At 66.2% G+C, this 7,140-nt stretch carries 6 protein-coding genes; all 6 read left to right on the top strand.

Annotation, left to right across the window (positions count from 1 at the left end; translation table 11 throughout):
- A partial coding sequence (locus JOZ76_RS04430; RefSeq protein WP_291697411.1) for an ABC transporter ATP-binding protein occupies nucleotides 1-628 on the top strand: 628 nt, incomplete at its 5' end.
- A gap of 10 nt (nucleotides 629-638) precedes the next feature.
- A complete protein-coding gene (locus JOZ76_RS04425) occupies nucleotides 639-1,412 on the top strand; it encodes an SDR family NAD(P)-dependent oxidoreductase (RefSeq protein ID WP_291697410.1) in 774 nt (257 codons plus the stop codon).
- Between the two features lie 27 nt (nucleotides 1,413-1,439).
- Entirely contained in the window at nucleotides 1,440-3,104 is a 1,665-nt protein-coding gene (locus JOZ76_RS04420; RefSeq protein WP_291697409.1) for an FGGY-family carbohydrate kinase, read from the top strand.
- Entirely contained in the window at nucleotides 3,101-4,054 is a 954-nt protein-coding gene (locus JOZ76_RS04415; protein WP_291697408.1) for a carbohydrate kinase family protein, read from the top strand. Before JOZ76_RS04420 ends, JOZ76_RS04415 begins: the two co-directional genes overlap by 4 nt.
- A 347-nt stretch (nucleotides 4,055-4,401) precedes the next feature.
- Nucleotides 4,402-5,664, top strand: coding sequence for a glucose-1-phosphate adenylyltransferase (glgC, locus tag JOZ76_RS04410; RefSeq protein WP_291697407.1), 1,263 nt, complete (start codon nucleotides 4,402-4,404; stop codon nucleotides 5,662-5,664).
- Nucleotides 5,661-7,109, top strand: coding sequence for a glycogen synthase GlgA (glgA, locus tag JOZ76_RS04405; RefSeq protein WP_291697406.1), 1,449 nt, complete (start codon nucleotides 5,661-5,663; stop codon nucleotides 7,107-7,109). Before glgC ends, glgA begins: the two co-directional genes overlap by 4 nt.
- Nucleotides 7,110-7,140 lie beyond the last annotated feature (31 nt).

Here is a 7,140-nt window from a genome sequence, read left to right as displayed (position 1 = left end):
CGACCGCAAGCCGCGCGAACTCTCCGGCGGGCAGCGCCAGCGCGTTGCGATCGGACGCGCCATCGTGCGCGAGCCCAAGGCGTTCCTGTTCGACGAACCGCTCTCCAACCTCGATGCGGCGCTCCGCGTGCAGATGCGGATCGAGGTAACGCGGCTGCAAAAGCAGCTCGGCACCACCGCGATCTATGTCACCCACGACCAGGTCGAGGCCATGACCATGGCCGACAAGATCGTCGTGCTCAACGCCGGCAAGATCGAGCAATATGGTTCGCCGCTCGAGCTCTATGAGCGGCCCGCCAATCTGTTCGTGGCCGGCTTCATCGGTTCGCCCAAGATGAACTTCGTCACCGGCGAGTCCGCGGCCAAGTATGGCGCTCCGACCATCGGCGTGCGCCCCGAGCACCTGAAAATTTCGCGCGAGGGCGAGGGCTGGCCGGGCACCATCCTGGTCGCCGAGCATCTCGGCAGCGACACCTTTCTCTATGTCGACTGTGGCCGGATCGGCACGCTCACCGCGCGCTCCGTCGGCGAGCTCGATTTGAGCGCCGGCGACAAGGTCGTGCTGGCGCCGGAGCAGGCGCGCATTCATCGCTTCGACGGCGATGGCAAGTCGCTGCGAACCCAATAGGACGACGACGATGTATCTGGAAAAATTCGAGCTGCCTGGCAAGACCGCGATCGTGACCGGTGCCGGTCAGGGCATTGGTCTGGCCTGCGCCGAGGCGCTGGGGGAGGCCGGTGCCCGCGTCATCGTCGCCGATCGCGATGTGGCGCTGGCGAAGAGTGCGACCGCCCAGCTGACCGGCAAGGGTTTTCAGGCCGAGACGGCCGAGATGGACGTGACCGACTCCAGGCGCGTCTCCGAACTCGCCGACGACCTCGTCGCGCGCCATGGCCGGGTCGACATTCTGGTCAACAATGCTGGGATTGCGCGCAGTGAGACCCCGGCCGAGACCGTGACCGACGAGCACTGGCTCAACGTCCTCGACGTAAACCTCAACGGCACCTTCTGGTGCTGCCGCGCCTTCGGCAAGCACATGCTGGCGGCGAAAGGCGGCACCATCGTCAATGTCGGCTCGATGTCGGGCTTCATCGTCAACAAGCCGCAGGAACAATGCTATTACAACGCCTCCAAGGCCGCGGTGCACCATCTGACCAAGTCGCTGGCGGCGGAATGGGGCGCACGGGGCGTGCGGGTCAACGCGGTGGCACCGACCTATATCGAGACCCCGCTCAATGCCTTCGTGAAGAGCAACCCGAAGATGTGGGATGCCTGGATCGGGGGCACCCCGATGGGGCGGCTGGGGCAGGTGGAGGAGATCGCCTCCGTGGTGCTGTTCCTCGCCTCCGACGCCGCCAGCCTGATGACCGGCAGCATTGTTCTTGTCGATGGCGGCTACACATGCTGGTAAGCTTGCTCCAAATATACGGGAGCGAGCATGCGGGCCTTCATCGGCGTCGACGTCGGGACCTTGAGCGCGCGGGCAGGGATTTTTGACGAGAAGGGAACCCTGCTCGCAACCGCAAAGCAGCCGATCAGGATCTGGTACGAAGCCGGCGACATCGTCGAACAGTCGTCGTCCGACATCTGGGAGGCCTGCGCCGCCTGCGTCCGCAGCGCCATCACGGAGGCTGCGCTGGCGCCGGACGCCGTCAGTGGCATCGGGTTCGATGCCACCTGTTCGCTGGTCGTGCTCGACCAGGCCGGTGCCCCGCTCACCGTGAGCGCCTCCGGCGACAATGCGCGAAACGTCATCGTCTGGATGGATCATCGCGCCATCGCCGAGGCGCGGCTGATCAACGACACCGGCGACGACGTGCTGCGCTATGTCGGCGGCTCGATTTCGCCGGAGATGGAGGTGCCAAAACTGCTCTGGCTGAAGCGGCACCTGCGCGCGAGTTTCGATTCCGCCGGACACTTCTTCGACCTCGCCGATTATCTGACGTGGCGCGCCACGGGCGCGCTGACGCGCTCGACCTGCACGGTGACCTGCAAGTGGAACTACCTGGCACACGAGGCGCGCTGGAGCGCGCTCTATTTCGAGCGGGTCGGCCTGTCGGAGTTCGTGTCTGACGAGTATCGCCGGATCGGGACCGACATCGTTGCTCCGGGGACGCCGGTCGGCGCGGGACTGACGGAAATGGCCGCGCGGGATCTTGGCCTCAAAGCGGGGACGCCGGTCGGCGCTTCGCTGATCGATGCACATGCCGGCGGCGTCGGCGCGATCGGCGGCAAGGATTCAACCGGCGCCGACGTCGATGTCTGCGATCGTCTCGCCTACATCATGGGCACCTCCGCCTGCATCATGGCGACCACCGCCGATCCCTGTTTCGTGCCGGGTGTCTGGGGACCGTATTACCAGGGCATGGTGCCCGGCTGCTGGCTGAACGAGGGCGGCCAGTCGGCCGCCGGTGCGGCCATCGACCAATTGATCCGGTCGCATCCCGCGCACGCAGAAGCCGCCGAGGCGGCGCGGCGGGAGGGGACCGACATCATCGGCCTGCTCGAGAAACGCATCATCGGCCGGGCAGGAAGCGTCAGTCGTGCCGCGCTGCTCGCCCGCGACATTCACGTCCTGCCTGAATTTTTGGGCAACCGCTCGCCCCATGCCGATCCGGACTCGCGCGCCGTCATCGCCGGCCTCGACCTCGATACCGATATCGGCGCCATGGAGCGGCTGTTCGTCGCCGGCTTGTGCGGGCTCGCCTATGGTCTTGCCGACGTCATCGATGCGTTCAACGCCCGGGGCGTCCGCAGCCGCGCCATCGTGATGGGGGGCGGGGCCGGACGCAGCCCGCTGGTGCGGCAGATCATGGCCGACACCACGGGCCTGACGGTGGCACTGCCGCAGACCCCCGAGCCGGTGCTGCTCGGCGCGGCCATGCTGGGCGCCGTCGCGGCCGGCGCCTATGCCTCGCTGGGCCAGACCATGGCGGCGATGTCGGCGCTCGGTCGCCTGACCGAAAAGTCCGCACCGGGCATGGCCGAGTTCCATCGCAGCAAGCGCAAGGTCTACGCGCTGCTGCGCAGCCTCGATCGCGACAGCCGCGAGGCGATGCGCTTCGAGTGCGATGCCGCCGAACTCGAAAGGGTGAAGGCATGATCCTCAGCTGTGGCGATGCGCTGATCGACTTCGTCCCCGTCATGGCCGCGGACGGCCGTGAGGCCGTGCGGCCCGCGGTCGGCGGATCGTGCCTCAACGTCGCCGTCGGCGTCGCGCGGCTGGGGGCACCGACCGGATTTGTCGGCGGCCTCTCCACCGATCTGTTCGGCCGCATGATCGCCGATCACGCCATCGCCTCGGGCGTCGACATCACGCCTGCGACGCGCAGCGATCGGCAGACCACCTTGGCCTTCGTGCGGATCGTGGGCGGCGAATCGCAATATGCGTTCTATGACGCCGCGACCGCCGCGCGCGAATGGACTTTTTCACGCGACAGTATCCCGCTGGATGGCGTCGAGGCGCTCCACGTCGGATCGACCACGCTGGTCCATGACCAGGGTGCCGCGGAGACTCTCGCCCTGATCGCGGCCGCAAAGCCGCGCGCAACCATCGCCTTCGATCCGAACTGCAGGCCGAACCTGGTCAAAGATCGCGGCGCCTATCGCGCCCGCATCGATGCATTCGCTGGCGGCGCCGACATCATCAAGATGTCGGACGTCGATTTCGATTATCTCTACGGCGAGGCCGCCTATGCAGCAAAAGCCTCCGCGCTGCTGTCGCGAGGGCCGAGCCTGATCGTCATCACCTGCGGCAACAAGGGCGCGCAGGCCTGGCATCAGAGCGCCGGAATGATCGAGGTCCTGGCGCCGAAGGTCGAGGTCGTCGACACCATCGGCGCCGGCGACAGTTTTCAGGCTGCGCTGCTGTTCGCGCTCCGCGAGCTCGGCTGCATCGAACGAAGCAAGCTGCAGGCCGCATCCGGGGACGAACTTCGTCGGGCGCTCTCCTTTGCCTGCGCATGCGCCGCGGTCACCTGCACCCGCGCTGGCGCCGACCCACCCTGGCAGCGCGAGGTCACAGAACTCTACGGACGATTGCGATCTTCGTAATCTGGATTGACCCATCCGCAAGCTCGTTCGCCTCCCCCGCTTGCGGGGAAGGTCGCCGCGCACTTCGTGCGCGGCGGGTGGGGGCCGCATTTGAGCAGGCTCTTTCGCTATGATCTTCAGGCCCCCACCCCAGCCCTCCCCGCAAACGGGGAAGGGAGCGCACTTCCATGGTGGATGCATTCACACCGGTCTCGTCGTGCTCCGAACCTGACGTACCATTTGCCCCTTTTCAGCCGGTCCTTCCGCCCGTTAAAGTCCATCCCGTGAACCCGGCCTTCCACCTGTGGCTGAAGGCTTTGGGAACGACCGGCCCGCCTTGCGGGTTGGTTAAGTCAAGGGAGAACAACATGCGACCCGTCGCCAACGAGCCCTTAGCGCGGCATGCCCTTGCTTTCGTCCTCGCCGGCGGGCGTGGCAGTCGGCTGCTGGAGCTGACCGACCGACGGGCCAAGCCTGCGGTCTATTTCGGCGGCAAGTCGCGCATCATCGATTTTGCGCTCTCCAACGCGCTCAACTCGGGCATCCGCCGCATTGCGGTTGCGACCCAGTACAAGGCCCACAGTCTGATCCGTCACCTGCAGATGGGCTGGAATTTCTTCCGCCCCGAGCGCAACGAAAGCTTTGACATCCTGCCCGCGAGCCAGCGCGTCTCCGAAACAATGTGGTATCTCGGGACGGCGGATGCGGTATACCAAAATATCGACATCATCGAGTCCCACGCCTGCCGCTACATCGTGCTGCTCGCCGGGGACCATATCTACAAGATGGACTACGAGATCATGCTGCAGCAGCATGTCGACCGCGGCGCCGACGTCACGGTCGGATGCCTCGAAATGCCGCGCGCGGAATCCAGCGCCTTCGGCATCATCGACGTCGATGAGAACGACACCATCCGATCCTTTCTCGAGAAGCCGGCCGACCCGCCGGGCATGCCCGGCAAGCCTGACAAGTCGCTCGCGAGCATGGGCATCTATGTGTTCAATTCGAAATTCCTGTTCGACGAATTGAAGCGCGATGCGAACGATCCGAATTCCAGCCACGATTTCGGCAAGGACATCATTCCCTACATCGTCAAGAACGGCCGCGCGGTCGCGCACCAGTTCAGCCGCTCCTGTGTCCGCGCCGAGGGCGAGCCGCGCAGCTACTGGCGCGACGTCGGCACCGTGGACGCCTATTGGTCCGCCAATATCGACCTGACCGATATTCTTCCGGAACTCGACCTGTACGACCGCTCCTGGCCGATCTGGACCCATGCCGAGATCACGCCGCCGGCGAAATTCGTGCACGATGAACAGGGACGCCGCGGCGAAGCGGTGACGTCGCTGGTGTCGGGCGGCTGCATCGTCTCGGGCGCGTCCTTGCGGCGCTCGCTGCTGTTCACCGGCGTGCACCTGCATTCGCACGCCAAGGTCGAGAATGCCGTCATCTTGCCCTATGTCGATATTGGTGAGCACGCGCGCCTGAGCAATGTCGTGATCGACCGCGGCGTGAGGATTCCGGACGGACTTGTGGTCGGCGAAGATCCCGAGCTCGATTCCAAGCGATTCCGGACCACGCCGCAAGGGGTCTGCCTGATCACACAGCCGATGATCGACGGGCTGAACGCATGAGCGTCCGCGTCCTGTCGGTCGCCTCCGAAATCTATCCCATCATCAAGACCGGCGGCCTCGCCGATGTCGCGGGCGCGCTGCCGCCCGCGCTGAAGGCGGAAGCCGTCGAGGTCCGCACCCTGGTGCCTGGTTATCCCCAGGTGATGCGCGCGATCGGGATGGCGGAGGAGGTGCTGCGCTGGCCGGAGTTCTTTGGCGGTGCAGGCCGCCTGCTGCTCGGCAAGGCGGACGAGCTCGAGCTGTTCGTGCTCGATGCGCCGCATCTGTACGCGCGCGCGGGCAATCCGTATGTCACACCCGAGGGCGTTGACTGGCCGGACAACGGCGTGCGCTTCGCGGCGCTGTCGCGCATCGCCGCCGATATCGGCCTTGGGGCCGTCCCCGCCTTCGTGCCGGATGTCGTGCACGCACATGACTGGCAGGCGGGGCTCGCGCCCGTCTATCTGCATTACAGCGGCCGGCCGCGGCCACCCACCGTGATGACGGTGCATAACCTCGCCTATCAGGGCCGCTTTCAGCAGGACCTTTTGGGCCGGATCGGCCTGCCCTGGGAATCCTTCACGCTGCACGGTGTCGAGTATTACGGTGAGGTCAGCTTCATGAAGGCCGGCCTGCAATTTGCCGATCACATCACGACCGTCTCACCGAGCTATGCCAACGAGATTCTCGACGAGGAGGGCGGCATGGGCCTCGCCGGCCTGCTGCGCGAACGATCAGGCGCGCTCAGCGGCATTCTCAACGGCATCGACATCAGGGTCTGGAATCCGGCGACCGACCCGCAGATACCAGGCCGCTTCAATGCCAGGGATCTCGCCGCACGACCTGCCAACAAGGCCGCCCTGCAGCGACGGCTCGGCCTGGAGCTGTTTCCGGATTCCTGCCTGGTCGGCGTCATCAGCCGCCTGTCCTGGCAGAAGGGCCTCGACCTCCTGCTCGAGGTGCTGCCGGCGCTGCTGGACGAGGGCATGCAGCTCGCGCTGCTCGGCAGCGGCGATGCCGATCTGCAGGAGCGCTTCTCCGCCGCGGCGAACGCCAACCCAGAGCGGGTCGGCGTCTTCATCGGTTATGACGAGGGCCTGGCCCATTTGATCCAGGCCGGCGCCGACGCGCTCGTGGTGCCCTCGCGCTTCGAACCCTGCGGCCTGACGCAGCTCTGCGCCTTGCGCTATGGCGCCGTCCCGGTCGTCTCGCGCGTCGGCGGCCTCGAGGATACCGTGCTGGATCCGGCCGACGCCGCGGGCGCGGCGACCGGGATCAAGTTCGCGCCGGTCACTGCGGAGCACCTTGCGCGCGCGCTGCGCAGGACCGCCTTTGCCTTTCACGACAAATGCGCCTGGCGGCGGCTGCAGCACAACGGCATGGCGACCGACGTCTCCTGGCGCGGACCGGCGAAGCAGTATGCCGAGCTGTATCGGCGGTTGGCGCGCACGCCTGCCAGCGCATGAGCGAGTTCGTCATTGCGAGGAGCATAGCTCC

Source organism: Bradyrhizobium sp. (assembly GCF_019244115.1).
Classification (GTDB): Bacteria; Pseudomonadota; Alphaproteobacteria; order Rhizobiales; family Xanthobacteraceae; genus Bradyrhizobium.
The sequence above is the reverse complement of the archived record's forward strand: the minus strand, read 5'-3'. Positions and strand labels throughout refer to the sequence as shown.

Coding starts and splice junctions, on each gene's coding strand:
- JOZ76_RS04425 (WP_291697410.1), top strand. CDS start 639: ATGTATCTGGAAAAATTCGAGCTGCCTGGCAAGACCGCGATCGTGACC.
- JOZ76_RS04420 (WP_291697409.1), top strand. CDS start 1,440: ATGCGGGCCTTCATCGGCGTCGACGTCGGGACCTTGAGCGCGCGGGCA.
- JOZ76_RS04415 (WP_291697408.1), top strand. CDS start 3,101: ATGATCCTCAGCTGTGGCGATGCGCTGATCGACTTCGTCCCCGTCATG.
- glgC (WP_291697407.1), top strand. CDS start 4,402: ATGCGACCCGTCGCCAACGAGCCCTTAGCGCGGCATGCCCTTGCTTTC.
- glgA (WP_291697406.1), top strand. CDS start 5,661: ATGAGCGTCCGCGTCCTGTCGGTCGCCTCCGAAATCTATCCCATCATC.